Origin of the sequence: Nonomuraea sp. NPDC048916, from assembly GCF_040649575.1 — a bacterium.
Taxonomy (GTDB): domain Bacteria; phylum Actinomycetota; class Actinomycetes; order Streptosporangiales; family Streptosporangiaceae; genus Nonomuraea.
Genome location: NZ_JBEZFS010000003.1, coordinates 266500 through 283241, shown reverse-complemented (window position 1 = coordinate 283241; position 16742 = coordinate 266500). Strand labels below are relative to the sequence as shown.

Below are 16742 nucleotides of genomic sequence, written 5' to 3'. Positions count from 1 at the left end.
CTAGCGGATCTTTAACCTTTACGCTGATTGAGCACGATGATGGCCCCGGAGAACGTGACCAGCGCCACCAGCACGCCCCCGCCGTACAACCAGAGGCGCCATGGATCGGGGCCTGGCCGTGACGGCGGCGGCGCGTCTTTCCCCTCTCCGAAGTGCAGGTTCTCGGGCGCGGCCACCTCGGACCGGACCCCCGCGAGATTCGCGGCGGCGTTGAGGGCCGCGCCGGCGTCGACCACGCCGAAGCCGGTCTTGTCGTCGTATCCGGCGGCCGGACGCCCCCTGGCGCCGGCGATCAGCGCCTGCGCGACCTGTTCGGGCGGCAGGGCGGGATGGCGCGACTTGATCAGCGCGGCCACCCCGGCCACCAGCGCGCCGGCCGGGCTGGTGCCCTTGGCCGGCTCGTAGCCGCCCGTGCGCTTGACGACCGGCACGTCCACTCCGGGGGCCGCGACGAGCACGGACAGGTTGTCGCTGCTGAACGCGGCGGGCCGGCCCTGCTTGTCGACGGCCGCCACGCCGATGACCCCGGGATATCCGGCGGGGAAGCTCCAGTAGGAGGTGCCCTTGTCTTTGGCGTAGTCGGTCTGCCCGTCGTTGCCCGCGGCGGCGACCAGCACCACGCCCTTGCTCAGCGCGTAGGAGACCGCCTCGCGCTCGGACTTGACCGGCCCGTACGAGCCGATGGACATGGTGACGACCTTGGCGCCGTGGTTGGCGGCGTAGCGCAGGGCGCGGGCCAGCGGGCTCTCCAGCGTGGTCTCCTCGGGCTCCTCCAGGGGGTCGAGGCTGTCGGCCGGCAGGTCGTCGGTCACGGCCACCGGCAGCGACAGGATGCGCGACTCGGGCGCCACGCCGATCAGCCCGTCGCCGGCGCCGGAACCGGCGACGAGCGCGGCCATCGCGGTGCCGTGCCTGCCCGGCTCCACCTTGCGCTCGACCGACGCCGAGTTCATGTCGGGGCCCAGGGTCACGCGGCCGCGCAGCTCCCTGACCTCGGCGTCGACGCCGCTGTCGATCACGGCCACGGTGACGCCCGCGCCCTTGGTGACCGTCCACGCCTGCTCGACGTTGAGCGCGTCGAGGACCCACTGCTGCTGCTCGCGTATCGGCTCGTCCACCGCGGGCGCGGGCAGCAGGAGTGCCGCGGCGGTCAGCGCGCGCACGACGCTCAGCACACGTTCCCCTGGGTGCAGGGCGGGACCTTGGGCGGATCCGCCAAGAAGTAGGCGATCTGGTTGCCGATCGACTTGGCGGCCGGCCAGAGCTCGCTGTGGAGCATCTCCTCCGGCGGGATGGCGGCCCGCGTGCGCCCGTCGGCGTAGCCCGCGGTGGAGAAGACGATGTACGGCCCCGCGCCGACCCAGCCGGTGCGCTGGCGCTGGGTGTTGCCGAACCGCTCGGTCACCGTGCCGGGGAAGGCGACGGGCAGCACGCCGACCCGGTCGTCCTGGCTGAGCTGCTCGGTGGCCGAGATCCTGGAGTCCTCGTCCTTCAGCACGGCGACGCCGACCGTGAAGACGAACGTGGACGTCTGGTCGATGTAGGTGGCGCGGAGCATGGCGACGCAGCCGTGGTCGTCGAGGATCCCGGCGACCGAGGTGTCCACGGCGTCGCGGCACTCGGTCTCGGGGGCGATGCCGACGCGCCGGGCGTACTGCTGGGCCCGGTCGAGCCCGACGTACTTCACCTCTGCGGGGAACACTCCGGTCGCGGGCCAGGCCTGCCAGCGCCGGGCGATCTCCTCCTGCTTGTAGCGGGCCTGCTCGGCCCCGGTCAGCGGTCGCGACCTGGTCTCAGCGAACAGCCCGACGGTGCCGATCAGCACGACGACCGCCGACACGGCCAGCACGGCTCCCACGAGCGCCACGAACCAGCGGCGGTAGCGCACGCCCTGCCGGAGCGCCGCCGCCTCCTCGCGTTCGCGGACGGCCGTGGTGCGGCGGGAGGTGGCCGCCGGCCAGGCGCGCACGCGCGAGCGGCGGCCGGCTGGGGCCCCGAGCGGGTTTCTCCCTCCCGGCGTGGCTCCAGTGCCGCGTGGCAGCCCTGAGGTGGACCTACGTGACTTCACCACCGCCTCGTTCCCAGGCTCGGCTCGTGTCTATTTCGTCCCCCTTGATGCGCGGATCATGCGTCTTGGGGACTCTGGGCGCGGCGTACGCGCCTGACCAGGACATATATCAACATCAAGGATGCCAGCGACCCCATGGCGGCCGCCACGGCGACCATGGCGTAGACCGTGATCCGCGTCTGGTCCCTGACCACGACCTTGATCGGGCCGCCCGCGGACCCGCCGCCGACCGGCGCCGCCGGATCCTGCGCCTGCCCGCCCCGCGCGGTCTCGGTGTGCTCGGCCAGCCTGCCCGCCTCGGTCAGCGCCTTGGCCGCGTTGACCACGCCGAACCCGGTGCCCGTGTCGTAACCGCCGGGCGGCCGGTCGGTCGCGCTCGCGGTCATGGCCTGCGCGACCAGCGGGGGCGACATATCCGGATATCTTGCCTTAATGAGGGCGGCCACTCCGGACACCAGCGCGGTGGCCTGCGACGTCCCCCTGCCCACCCAGTACTCGTCACCGGGCCCGGCCCCCATGATGTCGACCCCGGGAGCGGACACCAGCACCGACGAGTTCCAGTTGGAGAACGTCGCCCGCCGCAGCCGCCGGTCCGTCGCCCCCACCGACACCACACCGGGAAAGGCCGCCGGATAGGAATAGGGGGCGGCCCCGGCGCGGCCCGGCCGGCGGGCCCCGTCGTTTCCCGCGGCGGCCACCAGCACCACCCCCTTGGAGATCGCGTAGCGGATCGCGGCCCGCTCCTCCCTGGTCGCCAGCTCCTTGGAGATCGACATGTTGATCACATGGGCGCCCTGGTCGACCGCGTAGCGGATGCCTCTGGCCACCACGTCCTCGAAGCGCTCGGCGGAGTTGAACTCCCTGAACCCCGGCTCCTCGTCCTCCAGGATCACCCGGACCGACAGCAGCTCGGCCTTGGGCGCGACGCCGATCACGCCGCGCCGGCCGCCGGGGCCATGGCCGTGGCCGGCGATCAGCGAGGCCATGTAGGTGCCGTGCAGGCGGCGCGGCGCCACCCCCGGCGGGTTGGCTCCCTCGGTGAAGTCCCTGCCCACGGTCACCGAGCCGTTCAGGTCGCGGTGGTGCGGGTCGACGCCGGAGTCGAGCACGGCCACGAGGACGCCCTCGCCCTTGCTGGTCCGCCAGGCCTCGGGCAGCGCCAGCGTGTCGATCACCGGCTGCTGCCCCGCGCGCACCTCGTCGGCGAGGGCGGGGTCGCCGGCCATCAGCACCGCCCCGGCCACCGCCAGCACGGCCGCGCGCCTCAGCACTGCCACTCCTCGGCCCCGCAGTCGGGCATCCGCGGCGTGCTCAGCTCCGCCAGGACCTGCTCGGAGATCTCGCTCGCGAAGGCGAAGATGGCCGGTCGCTGCTCGCCGGCCGCCCGCGCGGGCCGCCCGTCGACCTGTCCGGCCGTGGTCAGCACGAGGTAGGGGCCCGCCTGGCGGACGGAACCGGCCTGGCGTACGGAAGGGGTGAAACGGTCGGAGAGCGTGTCCTTGAAGGCCAGCGGGCGCAGGCCGGGCACGGGCCGGCCCCCCTCGGGGAAGGCGGCCTTGGCGCGCACGGCGCTCAGCTCATCGGGCAGGGCGACGACGCCCACGGTGACGAGCACCCCGCGTAACGCGTCGATGTAGGTGGCGCGCAGCACGCCCCTGCAGCCGGCCCTGCGCAGCGCCGTGGCCACCTTGGAGTCGACCGCGCCGGCGCAGCCGGCGCGCGGCGAGATGCCGATCCTGCTGGCCCGCTCGCGACCGCCCTGCTCCGCGGAGTAGGGCAGGGCTGCCGGGAAGACACGCCCGGCGGTCCAGGTGCGCCAGCGCTCGGCCACCTCCCGCTCGGCGGCGGCGTGGAGCTCGGCCCTGGTCGGCCCCCTGGTGAGCTCGGTGCCCGCCGCGCCGGCCGAGACCCCGGCGGCCACCGCGCAGACCATCGTCAGCACGGAGGCCACCACCAGGGTCGGCCAGGGGCGGGCGATGTCCACGGCACCGACCTTAATGCGGGCGACCCGGCGACATCCCCGGAAACCGGGCGCCCGGCCGCATCGGACTCAGTAGGACGGCAGGCTCGGGTCGACGGTCTTGACCCAGCTCAGCACGCCGCCGCCGACGTGGACCGCGTCGGCGAATCCGGCGCTCTTGACGACCGCCAGAGCCTCGGCCGAGCGCGCGCCCGACTTGCAGTGCAGCACGATCCGCTTGTTCTGCGGCAGCTTCTCCAGCGCGGAACCGTTGAGGAACTCGCCCTTGGGGATCAGCGTGGCACCGGGAATCGAGACGATCTCGTACTCGTTGGGCTCGCGGACGTCGACGAGGAAGATGTCGGCGCCGTCGTCCTGCATGGACTTGAGCTCCGCCGCGGTGATCGTGGAGCCGCTGGCGGCCTCGGCGGCCTCGTCGGAGATGGCTCCGCAGAACGCCTCGTAGTCTTCGAGCAGCTCGGTGACCGAGGGGGTCTTGCCGCACAGCACGCACTCGGGGTCCTTGCGGACCTTGAGGTCGCGGTATTTCATCTCCAGGGCGTCATAGATCATCAACCGCCCGACCAGCGGCTCCCCGATGCCGGTGAGCAGCTTGATGGCCTCGTTGACCTGGATGGAGCCGATCGAGGCGCACAGCACGCCGAGCACGCCGCCCTCGGCGCACGACGGCACCATGCCGGGAGGCGGGGGCTCGGGGTAGAGGCAGCGGTAGCAGGGGCCGTGCTCGGCCCAGAACACGCTCGCCTGGCCGTCGAAACGGTAGATGGAGCCCCAGACGTACGGCTTGCCGAGCAGCACCGCGGCGTCGTTCACCATGTAGCGCGTGGCGAAGTTGTCGGTGCCGTCGATGATGAGGTCGTAGCCGGAGAAGATCTCCATGACGTTCTCGGTGGTCAGCGTCGTGTTGTGGACCACGACGTCGATCAGCGGGTTGATCTCGCGGACCGACGCGGCGGCGCTCTCGGCCTTGGGCCTGCCCACGTCGGACTGGCCGTGGATGACCTGGCGCTGCAGGTTGGACTCGTCGACGACGTCGAAGTCGATGATGCCGAGCGTGCCGACCCCGGCGGCCGCCAGGTAGAGCAGCCCGGGCGAGCCGAGACCGCCGGCGCCCACGCAGAGCACCTTGGCGTTCTTCAGCCGCTTCTGCCCGGCCATCCCGACATCGGGAATGATCAGGTGCCGCGAGTAGCGGCGCACTTCGTCAACGCTCAGCTCGGCGGCTGGTTCGACCAGCGGTGGCAACGACACTTTCTACGCTCCCGTTTCAGGGGGGACCTATCCCTGGGTGAAACCTAGCTGGCCAGCGGGGCATTCCCCAATCGTGTCTCAGCGATCAGGCGGCGCGCCTCGAAGGCCACCACGCCGGGCATCTCCATCATCGCCACGTGTCCCGCCCTGGGCAGCAGCACCAGCCTGACCTGCCGGAACGTACGGCCTGCCTTGGCGGCCATGGCGGGCCGGACCAGCCGGTCGTGCCTGCCGTGGATGATCAGGGTGGGCGCCTGGACCCTGGCCGCGTGGCTCCACAGGTTGTCCGCGCCGCGGCGGAAGTATTCGGCCACGATGCCCCGGGCCGAGCCGAGCATGGCCTGGACGGCGTACGGCAGGTCGTCGCGCCGGCGCAGTTCCTCGATCGCCTCGCTCAGGCGTACGGGGTGGACCGCGCTCACGTTGGCCCAGACCATCGCGAGGCTGGCGTTGACGCGCTGCTCGGCGGACAGCAGGCGGAGCCTGTCGGTCACCCACTCCCCCAGCCACGGCGTCGCGGCGGCGGCCACGCGGAACGGGCCGTACCTCGGCAGCAGGTCGGGCAGCGCGGGCGAGACGAGCGTCAGCGAGCGGACCAGGTCGGGCCGGTCCGCGGCGACCTTGACGGAGACCGCGCCGCCCAGCGAGTTGCCGAACAGGTGGGCCGGGCCGGTGTGCTCCATCAGCTCGATCACGGCTCGGGCGTGGCCCGCGACGGTGTAGTCGCCGTCGGCGGCCGCGGGCGAGTGACCGGCGCCCGGCAGGTCGATGGCGTGGCCGGTGACGACGTCCTTGAGCTCGTCCATCAGGTCGGTCCAGTTGGTGGCGGATCCCGCCAGGCCGTGCACGAACACGGCCTGCTCCGGCGCGCCGCCCGGGGTCGATCTGACGTGCACCGCGCCCACTGTGCGTCCTGGCCAGTGCGGGATCGGCTCTGTTGCCATCCGTCCTCCTCGTTCGCCTCACGACATCCATCGCGGTCTACCACACTATCTCATATCGGACAAATGCACCTTTATTGCTACTTATGCGGATAAAGCGTGCACGGGAGGTGTGGATTCACCGCGCCCCGGCGACCGCCTTGAAAACGGACAAATCATGCCATTTCATTTCATAAAAGGTTAACAATAGCAATGAGAGCGTTAGTCTATCGTAAAACACCCCTACGGCCGTTTGTATTGCCCTCCCGCCGGAAATGAAAACGGTCGGATGGCGCATTAACTGTCATCCGCGATATTTTCTGATCAGTCCGGAGAATATCGTGAACGGGGCAACCGATCCTTTAGGGGGGAATTCAATGCCCAAGTTCAAGAGTCTCATCGCGGGACTTGCGGTCGGCACGGCCATGACCGGCGGAGTCATCAGCCTGGGCGCGCTGACCACCGCGTCGAGCGCCAACGCTGGTACGACTGCCTCCACCGCCACGCCCACCGCCAGCTTCACCACGGGCTGCTGGCGCCGGCACTGCGGGGGCGGCTGGGGCGGTCACCGCGGCGGCCACCACCGCAGCAAGCTCAAGGTCAAGGTCAAGGTCTTCAACCACAACAACCTTGACACCGACAACGACAACGACGCTGACGCTGACGCCCGCGCTCGCAACTTCAACCGCGGCGACAACGACAACGACAACGACAACGACAACAGGAACGACAACGAGAGCGAAGAGAGCGAGACCGACAACAAGAACTACCCGCCGTACTACTACTACACCCCTCCCACCAGCTCCGGGGCGGTTCAGTAGTCGTACGTGACGCCGGCGACGCTCCACTGAGGGCGTCCAGGTGGTCGAGTAGTGAACAGGCGGCCGGATCCCGGTCGACCTGAAGTGCGGGCTCGAAGCTGGGTGCCTGTGTTCTCCAGGAGAATCGTTCGCTAAGGCAGTGCGATTAGACTGCGCAGGACACAGGCATTCAGAAAAAGGCCCCACGGGTAGGCTCCGTCCCCGAGAATGCGTTCTCAGAATTACCCGAGGAGCATTCAAGGGAGTTCATCAACGGAGCGGTTGTCACAAAGTCTGCGCCTCCGGCGAATTATCGCCGGAGGCGCATTCTTTTGTTTCGCCGTCATGACGGGACCGCACCGACACGACGAGACCGTGCTCCCGATCCGGGGGCACGGTCTCGCGGTCAGGCCGACTTGCGGGCCTTGCGCTTGGGAGCGGCCTTCTCCTCAACGTCCTTCGCCTTGGCCGCCTTCCCGCCCTTGGCGGGCTCGCCCGCGCGTTCGCGCTTGGCGGCCTCCACGCTGGCCCGCAACGCCGCCATGAGGTCGACGGCCGGGCCGCCCTCCTCCTCGGCCTCCGCGGGGGCCATGACCTCCTTGCCCGCCACCTTCGCCTCGATCACCTGCTGCAGCGCCTCGCGGTAGGAGTCGTGGTAGGCGGTCGGGTCGAAGTCGGCCTCCATCGTGGCGATCAGCGACTCGGCCATCTTGAGCTCCTGGGGCCGCACCTCGATGTCCTCGTCGAGGAACTCGAAGTCCGGCCGGCGGATCTCGTCCGGCCAGAGCATGGTCTCCAGCACGAACACCCCGTCGCGCACCCGCAGCGTGGCCAGCGACTCGCGCTGGCGCAGCGCCACCTTGACGACCGCGACCTGCCCCGAGCTCTCCAGCGCGTTGCGCAGCAGCACGTACGGCTTCGCGCCCTGGGCGTCGGGTTCGAGGTAGTAGGACTTGGCGAAGTAGATCGGGTCGATCTGGTCGGCCGGGGCGAACTGCAGCACGTCGATCCGGCGCGAGGTGCTCAGCGGCAGGCCCTCGAAGTCCTCGTCGGTCAGCACCACGATCTCGCCGGTGGCCAGCTCGTAGCCCTTGGCGATGTCGGAGTAGGGGACCTCTTCGCCGTCCTTGGTGCAGACGCGCTTGTAGCGGATCCTGCCGCCGTCGTCGCGGTGCACCTGATGGAAGCTGACGTCCTTCTGCTCCGTCGCGGAGAACAGCTTGACCGGGATCGTGACCAGCCCGAAGGAGATCGCACCCTTCCAGATGCTGCGCATGGGCACTCCTCAGCTGTAGCGGGCAGCTCGCCAATGGGCACATACCCGTCATGGGGCAAGCGATGCCATACCCGATCGCACCAATGCTGGCTGTACCTGGGCAACTACCCACAGATCGGGAAAGATACGGCCTGGAGGTCAAGTGGGACGGCATCCGGGCGATCGTTCACCTCGGCGGCGGGCTGAGGGTGACCGGCCGGCACGGGACCGACTACACCCGCAGGTATCCCGAAATTTCGGGGTTCGGGGTGCAGAATGCCGTCCTCGACGGCGAGGTGGTCGCCCTCGACAGGCGGGGCAGGCCCAGCTTCGAGCGGCTGCAGCGGCGGATGCACCTGACGGATCCCGAGCCGGCCATGCTGGAGCTGTACCCGATCACCTACATGCCGTTCGACCTGCTCTACCTTGAGGGCACGCCGCTGTTCGAGCTGCCCTACCGCGATCGGCGCAGCCTCCTGGACGAGCTGGACATCGGTGCTCCGCCGTACTTTCCCGGAGATTCCGACCTGCTCACGGCCACGCACGCGCAGGGCCTGGAAGGCGTGATCGCCAAGAGGCTCGACTCTCCGTACCGGTCGGGCATCCGCTCCCCCTGGTGGGTCAAGGTGAAGAACCTGAGCACCAGGGAGGTGGTCATCGGCGGCTGGAAACCCGGCAAGGGCCGCAGGTCGGGCGGGATCGGGTCGCTTCTCATGGGCGTCTTCACGGACGACGGGCTCATGTACGTCGGTCACGTGGGCACCGGCTTCACCGACGCCACGCTCGACGAGCTGTACACCACGCTGCGCCCGCTGGAGATCCCGCGCAGCCCGTTCGCCGACGACATCCCCTGGCGCAACCGCTGGGTTAGACCCGATCTCGTCGGGGAGGTGGCCTACACGATGTGGACCGACGAGCTGAGACTCCGCCATCCCGTGTGGCGCGGCCTTCGCCCCGACAAGCTCCCCTCGGAGGTGGTCCTTTGAAGCGTCCGGAGCCCGGCGGATGAGCACGAAAATCCCGGTCAGGGTCGACGGGCGGGAGCTGGTGCTGAGCAACCTCGACAAGGTGCTCTACCCGGCGGACGGCTTCGCCAAGGCCGAGGTCATCGACTACTACAGCCGCGTCGCGCCGGTGCTGCTGCCGCACCTCGCCGGCCGGCCGCTGACCGTCAAGCGCTACCCCAACGGCGTCGAAGGCGGCTCCTTCTTCGAGAAGAACGCCCCCCGGCACACCCCCGCGTGGGTCAGGAAGGTCAGGCTCCCGGTGCCGGGCAGCACCAAGAACCGCGAGAGCATCGAGTACGCCGTCGTCGACGACCTGCCCACGCTCGTCTACTACGCCAACCTGGCGGCCCTGGAGCTGCACGTGCCGCAGTGGCGGGTCTCCGCCGGCGGCGAGGCGCTGCCGCCCGACACGCTCGTGTTCGACCTCGACCCGGGCGCGCCCGCGACCATCGTGGAGTGCTGCCGCGTGGCCGTCGTGCTGCGCGAGGTGCTGCGCGCCGACGGCCTCACCGCCAGGCCGAAGACCAGCGGCAACAAGGGCATGCAGCTGTACACCGCCTGGGACCGCGACGAGGAGCCCTCGGCGTACGCCAGGAGACTCGCCCGGCTGCTGGAGAAGGAGCACCCCGAACAGGTGGTCAGCGTGATGGCCAAGAAGGCCCGCCCCGGCAAGGTGCTCATCGACTGGAGTCAGAACAACCCGGCCAAGACCACCGTCGCCCCCTACTCCCTGCGGGCCGGGCAGCGTCCCACGGTCTCCACACCGCTGCTGTGGAAGGAGGTCGAGGGCTGCGAGCACCCTGACGAGCTGGTGTTCACCGCCCCGGACGTACTCGCCAGAGTGGAAGAACACGGTGATCTTTTCGCCCAGGCGTAGGCTGGTGCCGTCCACACCTTGGAAGGGGACTTCACATGTCGGAGATGGACGTACGCGGGGACGACGGCCCCTTCGACGAGAGAGGGTTGTCCGTCGAGGCGCCGGAGGACGACGCCGCCGAGCAGCTCCGCGAGGCCGGCGAGGGCGACGAGCCGCGCTGGCGGCTGCCGCTCGAGGCCGACCCCGCCGACACGGCGGACCAGGAGCGCGTCGTCGAGCTGGACGATGACGACTATCGCTGAGGTCCCACACGTAGGATGTGCTGATCCGGCCTGCCGCCAGACCTCTTGGAGAACCGCGTGACCGCTACCCCGGACGCCAAGCCCCGGGGCACCCGGCTGCCCCGACTCGCCCGCCGACGGCAGTTGCTCAGCGCCGCGCAGGAAGTGTTCGTCGAGAACGGCTACCACGCGGCCGCCATGGACGAGATCGCCGACCGGGCCGGCGTCAGCAAGCCCGTGCTCTACCAGCACTTTCCGGGCAAGCTGGAGCTCTATCTCGCGCTGCTCGACCTCCACGTCGACGACATGGTCAACCGCTGCCGCGAGGCGCTGGCCTCCACCAGCGAGAACAAACTGCGGGTCCAGGCGACGTTCAGCGCCTTCTTCGACTTCGTCTCCACCCAGGGCGAGGCCTTCCGCCTGGTCTTCGAGTCAGACCTGCGCAACGTGGCGCCGGTCCGCCAGCGGGTGGAGCGGTCCCTGAGCGAGTGCGCGGAGATGGTCAGCGCGGTGATCCAGGAAGACACCGGCTGCGCCAGCGACGAGGCCCATCTGCTCGGCGTGGGCCTGGTCGGCATGGCCGAGGTGAGCGCCCGCTACTGGGTCACCACGCACGGTTCGATCCCCAAGGACGCGGCCGAGCAGCTCATGGCCCGGCTCGCCTGGCGCGGCATCAGCGGTTTTCCGCGTACGGCATAACCCGTTCGCTCGGGGCGATCAACTGCCCCTTTCCGGCCACCCAGCGGCGACCATGGTACGACCGGCCGTCCAGCGCAAGCTCCGCGGCCGCCGCGCCCCCCACAGGCACGAAAGGGAGCATGATGGAAGTCAAGATCGGCGTACGATCCGTGCACCGCGAGCTCGTCGTCGAGACCGACCTCTCGGCGGAGCAGGTCGAGGAGGAGATCCGCAAGTCGCTGGCCGCCGATCGAGGCGTGTTCGCCATCACCGACAGCAAGGGCAGGCGGGTGCTGGTGCCCGTCGCCTCCCTCGGCTTCGTCGAGATCGGCGAAGACGAGTCCAGGCCCGTCGGCTTCGGCGGCACCCTCTAGACGTCGACCGGCGGCAGGGAGCGGCCACCCCGGCCGCGCCCCCGCCGGTCAGGTGCACTCGCCGGGCTTTCCGAGGTCGCATCCCGGCGGTCGCCGGCGCCTGTGGAGGTCGTGGCGCCTTGGCCCGATCGTGGGGCAGCTCGCGCTCCCCCTCCTCAGCACGGCGCGCGTAGTCCAGCGATTCGGCCCACATCTCGTCAACGAACCGTCATAGCGGCGCGAGGCCCTCATGCCTGGCACGCTACCGCCGTTCGTGCCTCCGCGCCGCTGGATGGGCGACCCCGGTCCCTCGTCCGTGGACGGTGCTCAGATCCCGAGGGCGGCCATCCGCTTGCCGTGCTCCTCGGTCAGCCTGGCGAACATCCGCGAGATCTCCGCCTGGTCGTCGGCCTCCGCCTCGGCCAGCATCCGGGCCAGCTCGGGCCGGGCCGCCGCGACCCGCTGTCCCTGGCTGAGCGCCTCGCCCACGAGCCGCCTGGCCCACAGGGCCAGCCGCCCGCCGGCCACCGGGTCGGCCGCCAGCCCGGCCCGCACCCGTTCGACCGCGAACTCCGAACGCCCCTCGTCGGCCAGCACCTCGTCGACCAGCTTGGCGATCGGCGCATCGAGCCGCTTGGCCGCCTCCCGGTAGAAGTCGAACGCGATGCCCTCGCCCACGTAGGCTTTGACCAGTGCCTGCAGCCAGTCGGCCGGCGTGGTCTGGGCGTGCCAGGCGTCCAGCGCCTCGACGAACGGCGACATCGCCTCCTCGGGATCCGCCCCGAGCTCGGCCAGCCGGTCACGCAGCAGCCGGAAGTGTCCGTATTCGGCCACGGCCAGCTCGCTCAGCGCGGCCCGATCGGCCAGCGAGGGGGCCAGCGAGGCCGCGTCCTCCGTCATGTGCGCGTAGGCGCTGAGCTCGGCATAGGCCAGCACACCGAGCAGATCGACGACTCCAGGAGACTCGTTCATGGAAGGCAGCGTACTTCGCGGAATCTTCGGGAACATCCGATAGCTCGGCCAGCGTTGTGGTATCGAGTACACTGATCTGTGAAAGTGCGACCGCACTGTGTTAATTCGGGGGATTTCCCCGATAACCCCCGCTCCCCGGGCTGCGGTCGCTGATGACGCGAGAGGGCTGGCTCTACCGCGAGGACCCAGGCACGGGGATTGTTTTCGCCCGTTGGTCCCGGCAGGCCCGCCTTCATTTGAGACTGAGGCAGGCCACGCTGACGACTTTCCGAGACCTCGGAGTCACACCAGAAATCGCCGATGCCCTCGAGACCGAGGGCATCACCACACCGTTCCCCATCCAGGAGATGGCGCTCCCGCTCGCCCTGGACGGCCAGGACCTGATCGGCCAAGCCCGCACCGGCACGGGCAAAACCTACGCGTTCGGCATCGCCATGCTCCAAAGCATCGGTAAGCCGCGCAAGAACCGCAAGAAGCCACGCGGGCTGGTCGTCGTGCCGACCCGCGAGCTCGCTCACCAGGTGAGCGGCGACCTGGTCACCGCCGCGGGCAAGCTCGGCTCCCGAGTTCTGACCGTCTACGGCGGCCGGGCGTACGAGCCCCAGATCGAGGCGCTCAAGGCCGGCGTCGACGTGATCGTCGGCACCCCCGGCCGGCTGCTCGACCTGGTCAAGCAGAAGCACCTCGACCTGAGCCAGATCACCTCGCTGGTGCTCGACGAGGCCGACCGCATGCTCGACCTGGGCTTCCTGCCCGACATCGAGCGAATCTTCAAGCTCATCCCCGAGCAGCGGCAGACCATGCTGTTCTCGGCCACCATGCCGGGCGAGATCGTCGCGCTGTCGCGCAAATACCTCAACCGTCCCACCCACGTGCGAGCCGAGCACGGCAGTGAGGGCGAGGGCGACACCACTCCGCAGGTGCGTCAGATCGTCTGGCGTGCCCACCGGATGGACAAGATCGAGATCGTCGCCAGGCTGCTCCAGGCCGAAGGACGCGGGCTCACCATGGTCTTCTGTGAGACCAAGCGGGCCTGCGACATGGTCGCCGAGCAGCTCGACACCCGCGGCTTCGCGGTCGCGGCCGTCCACGGCGACCTCGGCCAGGGCCAGCGCGAGCAGGCCCTGCGCGCGTTCCGCAACGGCAAGATCGACGTGCTGGTGGCCACCGACGTGGCGGCCCGAGGCATCGACATCGACGACGTCACTCACGTGGTCAACTACGACTGCCCCGCAGACGACAAGGCCTACGTGCACCGCATCGGCCGCACCGGCCGAGCCGGCCGCACGGGCATCGCGGTCACGTTCGTCGAGTGGGAGGAGCTGACGCGGTGGAAGATGATCAACCAGATGCTCGGGCTCGACTTCGCCGAGCCTGAGGAGACCTACTCCACCTCGCCGCACGTCTACACCGAGCTCAACATCCCCGAGGGCACCAAAGGCGTCCTGCCGCATGCCAGCCGCTCACGGGCGGGGCTGTCGGCGGAGCGCATCGAGGACCTCGGTGAGACCGGCCGGACACGCACGCGCGTCGGCGGTCGCCGTCGCGAGGAACGCGAGGAGCGTCCTCCCCGCACAGCACGCCAGCGCCGTCGCACCCGCGGCGGGAAGCTTACCGAAGAGGGCACCTCGCCCGCCGAGACGCCGGAGGTCGAGCCCGTGGACAACCACTCGCGCCACGCCGACGAGACACCCGCGATCATCTCCACCGACGAGGTGGAGACGGTGGCCGCCGAGCCACGGCGTCGCACCCGCCGCACCACCGTCGCGGCGGTCGCTCCGGTCGCCGACCTCGGCCGCGCACCCGTCGCGGACGCACAGCCGGTCATGGACGCACAGCCGGTGGCGGACGCGCATCCGGTCACGGCTCGCCGGTCCGCCGGGCGCCACTCGGACGACCGGGCGGTCCAGCACCACGAGCCGGTCGCGCACGACCGGTCCGCGCAGCTGGTCACCGACCGCCGCACGACACCGGACCGTGAGCCGGACCGTGAGCCGGACCGTCGGCACGACCGCGAGCAGGTCGCGGATCGCGTGGCGGCTCCGGAGCAGGGCCACGAGCCCAGCTTCCTGTCCACGCCGCCGCCTCCGGCCCGCAAGGAGCCGGAGCGGATCATCCCACCCAGCCCGTTCGCGGTGATCTTCCAGTCACCCGATCTGGCGACGGCCCCCCCCCCCCGCCCCCCCCCCCCCCCCCCCCCCCCCCCCCCCCCCCCCCTCGTCATGTCAGCCTCATCTCGCCGGGATCGCCGGATCTTCGGGTCTCGCCGGGTCATGCCCGGGATCGCCGGTCTCACCGGATCTCGCCGGGATCGGCGGGATCGGCGGGATCGGCGAGCCGCCGGAAGTCCGTCCCGGCGCCCGAGCCACAGGCGCCGGCAGTCCGGGCAGGCCCCCGCGGGCCGAGCACCGACGCCACGTGGGCCCACGAGGTGGCGAACCGAATCTCCACTTTGCGCATTCGTCACAACTCCCCAGAAGTCGCACCGGCGTACTGAGTTTGCCGGTGTCGAAGCGCTGACCTCTGGGTATTGTTGCCCCACGTGAGTACGCCGCGATTCCTCAGCCTGCCTCCTGGCGTCGCGCCACGGAGGATCGACACGCCACAGGGCACGTTCGCGGCCCTCGAGGCGCTTCCGGTGAGCGGTGTGGTGGAACGCTGGACCGCGCTCCTGGTGCCCGGCCTGACCGGCAGCAAAGAAGACTTCCTCGCGATCCTGCAGACCCTGGCCCAGTCCGGCCGCCGGGTCGTCGCGATCGACCTGCGCGGCCAGTACGAGACTCCGGGGCCCGACGATCCGGCCGCCTACTCCTGCGCCGCGCTCGGCGCCGACATCGACCTGCTGGCCCAGGAGCTCGGCGACGGCGAGCCGATCCACCTGGTCGGACACTCCTTCGGCGCGCTCGTGGCCCGTGAGGCCGTCATCGACGGCCGCACCAAGTTCGCCTCGTTCACGTTGATGAGCTCCGGGCCCGCCGCGATCGTCGGCAAGCGGGCCCGTCACGCCCGCCGGCTCATGGAGGAGATCCCGGCCAAAGGGCTGGAGCAGGTCTGGCACACCAGGTTCGAGCCCGAGGCACTGGCCGCCGACGTGTCCGACGAAATCCTCGCGTTCCTCCACAAGCGCCTGCTGGCCAGCTCGCCCGTCGGTTTGGCGAGCATGTCCGAGCAGGTGGTGACGATGCGCGACCGCGTCGACGAGCTGCGCCAGATCGAGGTGCCCACGCTGGTGCTCTACGGCGAGCACGACGACGGCTGGCCCGCCGACCTGCAGTCGGAGATGGCCGCGGCCCTGGGCTCCGACTACATGGTCGTGCCCGGCGCGGCCCACTCCCCGGCCGTGGAGGCGCCCGAGACGACCGCGGCGGCCCTGGTGCGGTTCTGGAACGGCGCCGAGAGCCACTCTTTGGACAAGCGGTCCAATTCCATGTAATCATCTACTTACTATGGCGAGCATCGAAGAGATAGTCGTCCAGCCGCCGCAGAGCGCCACCTGGCAGGTCCACCTCGACCGCTCCATGTGGGTGGGCGGGGTCCGCGGCCTCATGCTGCAGGCGCTGCACCCGCTGGCCATGCGCGGTGTCTGGCAGAACTCCAACTTCCAGGACGACCCGTTCGGCCGGCTGCGCCGCACCGCCGACTTCGTGGGCAGGGTGACGTTCGGCAGTCCCGAGGAGGCCGACGAGGTCGGCAGGCGAGTGCGCGGCATCCACCGGCGGCTGCGCATCACCGACCCCGACACGGGCCGGGTCCACCGCGTGGACGATCCGGAGCTGCTGCTGTGGATCCACTGCGCGGAGGTCGCGTCCTATCTGGAGGTGGCCAGGCGCGGCGGGCTCGGCCTCACCGAGCGCCAGGCCGACCGCTACCTGCGCGAGCAGCGCACCAGCGCCGCCTACGTCGGCCTGCACCTCGACGACGTGCCCGGCTCGTGCGCGGAGATGGACGCCTACTTCAAGCGGATGCGGCCCAGCCTGCGCGTCACCGAGGAGGCCGCCTCGACCGTGCGGTTCCTGCTCTGGCCGCGGCTGCCCCAGGAGTTGCGGATGCTGTCACCGGGCAAGCCCGCCTACTTCCCGTTCGGCGCGCTCTGCTACTACACGCTGCCCGAATGGGCCAGGCGGATGTACGGCGTGCTGCCCGAGGTGCCGCAGGCGTCGGTGACGGCCGGGCTGAAGGCGTTCAGGCTCGGCCTCAACTCCCTGCCCGAGCACCTGCACGACCGCGCGTTCATGCCCGCCACCAGGGACATGCTGCACGCCTCGCGGGAGCGGCTGGGCGCGGCGGGCTACGACGTGAGCAAGGGGCTCAAGGGCCTGACCGATCCCCGCCGCTGGCCGGCGGCGCCGGCCGCCTGAG

The 16742-nt window shown here is 70.3% G+C and carries 17 protein-coding genes; 9 read left to right on the top strand and 8 right to left on the bottom strand.

The genetic code is table 11. The features are described from left to right. Positions 1–11: 11 nt before the first annotated feature. From AB0C16_RS04295 to AB0C16_RS04270, 6 genes are all read right to left on the bottom strand, one after another. Positions 12–1175 carry a S8 family serine peptidase gene (locus tag AB0C16_RS04295; protein ID WP_357678709.1) on the bottom strand — a complete coding sequence of 388 codons (1164 nt, stop codon included), beginning with the start codon at positions 1173–1175 and terminating at the stop codon, positions 12–14. Continuing rightward, the gene (locus tag AB0C16_RS04290) at positions 1169–1969 is read right to left on the bottom strand and encodes a hypothetical protein (protein ID WP_357678707.1); all 801 of its coding nucleotides are present in this window, start codon (positions 1967–1969) and stop codon (positions 1169–1171) included. The genes AB0C16_RS04295 and AB0C16_RS04290 overlap by 7 nt, the downstream gene beginning before the upstream one ends. A gap of 155 nt (positions 1970–2124) precedes the next feature. Beyond that, positions 2125–3339: a S8 family serine peptidase gene (locus AB0C16_RS04285; protein WP_357678706.1), complete on the bottom strand. Its 1215-nt coding sequence runs from the start codon at positions 3337–3339 to the stop codon at positions 2125–2127. Further along, the gene (locus AB0C16_RS04280) at positions 3333–4052 is read right to left on the bottom strand and encodes a hypothetical protein (protein ID WP_357678704.1); all 720 of its coding nucleotides are present in this window, start codon (positions 4050–4052) and stop codon (positions 3333–3335) included. Before AB0C16_RS04280 ends, AB0C16_RS04285 begins: the two co-directional genes overlap by 7 nt. A 66-nt stretch (positions 4053–4118) precedes the next feature. Then, the gene (gene moeZ / locus AB0C16_RS04275; protein ID WP_357678702.1) at positions 4119–5300 is read right to left on the bottom strand and encodes an adenylyltransferase/sulfurtransferase MoeZ; all 1182 of its coding nucleotides are present in this window, start codon (positions 5298–5300) and stop codon (positions 4119–4121) included. A 44-nt stretch (positions 5301–5344) separates the two neighbouring features. Then, positions 5345–6244, bottom strand: coding sequence for an alpha/beta hydrolase (locus AB0C16_RS04270; protein ID WP_357678701.1), 900 nt, complete (start codon positions 6242–6244; stop codon positions 5345–5347). Positions 6245–6597: 353 nt separating this feature from the next. Between AB0C16_RS04270 and AB0C16_RS04265 the strand changes: the two genes are divergently transcribed. Further along, entirely contained in the window at positions 6598–7041 is a 444-nt protein-coding gene (locus AB0C16_RS04265; protein ID WP_357678699.1) for a hypothetical protein, read from the top strand. A 385-nt stretch (positions 7042–7426) separates the two neighbouring features. Here AB0C16_RS04265 and AB0C16_RS04260 read toward each other — a convergent pair whose 3' ends face one another. Beyond that, positions 7427–8296, bottom strand: a complete 870-nt coding sequence (locus tag AB0C16_RS04260; protein ID WP_357678697.1) for a Ku protein — start codon at positions 8294–8296, stop codon at positions 7427–7429. Between the two features lie 83 nt (positions 8297–8379). On the opposite strand from AB0C16_RS04260, the gene ligD (AB0C16_RS04255) reads away from it, so the two are divergent. From ligD (AB0C16_RS04255) to AB0C16_RS04235, 5 genes are all read left to right on the top strand, one after another. After that, positions 8380–9261, top strand: coding sequence for a non-homologous end-joining DNA ligase (gene ligD, locus AB0C16_RS04255; protein WP_357678695.1), 882 nt, complete (start codon positions 8380–8382; stop codon positions 9259–9261). Positions 9262–9280: 19 nt separating this feature from the next. Continuing rightward, entirely contained in the window at positions 9281–10159 is an 879-nt protein-coding gene (gene ligD, locus AB0C16_RS04250) for a non-homologous end-joining DNA ligase (RefSeq protein WP_357678694.1), read from the top strand. Between the two features lie 35 nt (positions 10160–10194). Then, the gene (locus tag AB0C16_RS04245; RefSeq protein ID WP_357678692.1) at positions 10195–10401 is read left to right on the top strand and encodes a hypothetical protein; all 207 of its coding nucleotides are present in this window, start codon (positions 10195–10197) and stop codon (positions 10399–10401) included. Between the two features lie 57 nt (positions 10402–10458). Further along, positions 10459–11079: a TetR/AcrR family transcriptional regulator gene (locus AB0C16_RS04240; RefSeq protein ID WP_357678691.1), complete on the top strand. Its 621-nt coding sequence runs from the start codon at positions 10459–10461 to the stop codon at positions 11077–11079. 119 nt (positions 11080–11198) lie between these two features. Continuing rightward, positions 11199–11432: a DUF3107 domain-containing protein gene (locus AB0C16_RS04235; protein WP_357678690.1), complete on the top strand. Its 234-nt coding sequence runs from the start codon at positions 11199–11201 to the stop codon at positions 11430–11432. Between the two features lie 306 nt (positions 11433–11738). Here the strand turns inward: AB0C16_RS04235 and AB0C16_RS04230 are convergent, their stop codons facing one another. Then, complete coding sequence (locus AB0C16_RS04230; RefSeq protein ID WP_357678688.1) at positions 11739–12383, bottom strand: ferritin-like fold-containing protein; 645 nt, start codon at positions 12381–12383, stop codon at positions 11739–11741. A 347-nt stretch (positions 12384–12730) separates the two neighbouring features. Here AB0C16_RS04230 and AB0C16_RS04225 point away from each other — a divergent pair, with 347 nt between their 5' ends. From AB0C16_RS04225 to AB0C16_RS04215, 3 genes are read left to right on the top strand one after another with little or no spacing between them, the layout of a single operon-like run. Then, complete coding sequence (locus tag AB0C16_RS04225; protein WP_357678686.1) at positions 12731–14929, top strand: DEAD/DEAH box helicase; 2199 nt, start codon at positions 12731–12733, stop codon at positions 14927–14929. Then, on the top strand, positions 14926–15816 hold the full coding sequence (locus AB0C16_RS04220; RefSeq protein WP_357678684.1) for an alpha/beta hydrolase: 891 nt from the start codon (positions 14926–14928) through the stop codon (positions 15814–15816). The genes AB0C16_RS04225 and AB0C16_RS04220 overlap by 4 nt, the downstream gene beginning before the upstream one ends. 13 nt (positions 15817–15829) lie before the next feature. After that, positions 15830–16741 carry an oxygenase MpaB family protein gene (locus AB0C16_RS04215; protein WP_357678682.1) on the top strand — a complete coding sequence of 304 codons (912 nt, stop codon included), beginning with the start codon at positions 15830–15832 and terminating at the stop codon, positions 16739–16741. Position 16742 lies beyond the last annotated feature (1 nt).

Bases quoted from the DNA above. Each gene is read 5' to 3' on its own strand.
- AB0C16_RS04230 (WP_357678688.1), bottom strand. From the start codon at position 12,383: ATGAACGAGTCTCCTGGAGTCGTCGATCTGCTCGGTGTGCTGGCCTAT.
- ligD (WP_357678695.1), top strand. From the start codon at position 8,380: ATGCTGGCTGTACCTGGGCAACTACCCACAGATCGGGAAAGATACGGC.
- AB0C16_RS04225 (WP_357678686.1), top strand. From the start codon at position 12,731: ATGGCGCTCCCGCTCGCCCTGGACGGCCAGGACCTGATCGGCCAAGCC.
- AB0C16_RS04215 (WP_357678682.1), top strand. From the start codon at position 15,830: ATGGCGAGCATCGAAGAGATAGTCGTCCAGCCGCCGCAGAGCGCCACC.
- AB0C16_RS04245 (WP_357678692.1), top strand. From the start codon at position 10,195: ATGTCGGAGATGGACGTACGCGGGGACGACGGCCCCTTCGACGAGAGA.
- AB0C16_RS04270 (WP_357678701.1), bottom strand. From the start codon at position 6,244: ATGGCAACAGAGCCGATCCCGCACTGGCCAGGACGCACAGTGGGCGCG.
- AB0C16_RS04235 (WP_357678690.1), top strand. From the start codon at position 11,199: ATGATGGAAGTCAAGATCGGCGTACGATCCGTGCACCGCGAGCTCGTC.
- AB0C16_RS04265 (WP_357678699.1), top strand. From the start codon at position 6,598: ATGCCCAAGTTCAAGAGTCTCATCGCGGGACTTGCGGTCGGCACGGCC.
- ligD (WP_357678694.1), top strand. From the start codon at position 9,281: ATGAGCACGAAAATCCCGGTCAGGGTCGACGGGCGGGAGCTGGTGCTG.
- AB0C16_RS04260 (WP_357678697.1), bottom strand. From the start codon at position 8,296: ATGCGCAGCATCTGGAAGGGTGCGATCTCCTTCGGGCTGGTCACGATC.